Origin of the sequence: Streptococcus sp. GMD1S (genome assembly GCF_000296875.1) — a bacterium.
Classification (GTDB): domain Bacteria; phylum Bacillota; class Bacilli; order Lactobacillales; family Streptococcaceae; genus Streptococcus.
On record NZ_AJQY01000282.1, the window covers coordinates 1 to 575 of the forward strand.

General features: G+C 44.2%; 1 protein-coding gene. It reads right to left on the reverse strand.

The window, feature by feature from the left end:
• A partial coding sequence (locus GMD1S_RS08805; RefSeq protein ID WP_044135864.1) for an ROK family protein occupies positions 1 to 554 on the reverse strand: 554 nt, incomplete at its 3' end.
• Positions 555 to 575 lie beyond the last annotated feature (21 nt).

Below are 575 nucleotides of genomic sequence, written 5' to 3' on the forward strand. Positions count from 1 at the left end.
AGACAGCCTTTTTTACCACAGGTACATGCGATTGGTTGGTCAAAGTCAACAGTGATATGACCAAGCTCACCAGCAGCACCAGCAACACCGTGGAGCAATTTGCCTTCAGCCACGATACCGCCACCAACACCTGTACCAAGTGTCATAAAGACAACGTCTGGTTGGTTTTCACCAGCACCCATCCAACGCTCACCAAGAGCAGCTACGTTGGCATCATTATCGATAAAGAATGGAATCCCCAAGGCTTTTTCAATCTTTTCTTTAATCGGTTGAAGGGTTTTCCAGTTTAGGTTGTAGGCACCGATAACAGTTCCTTTTTCACGGTCAACCACACCAGGTGATCCCATCCCAATCCCTCGGAAGTCTGTGGCTGACAATCCAAGCAAGTCCAAACGATGCTGAATAGACTCAATCATATCATCTACAATATGGCTTCCTTCATCCAAAATGTTGGTCTTGATAGACCATTTTTCTTGGATTTCTCCCTCTTGAGTTAAAATTGCGAACTTGACAGATGTACCACCAAGGTCAATCCCAATAATCTTTTGACTCATCGTCTTCTCCTTTTTAATTGA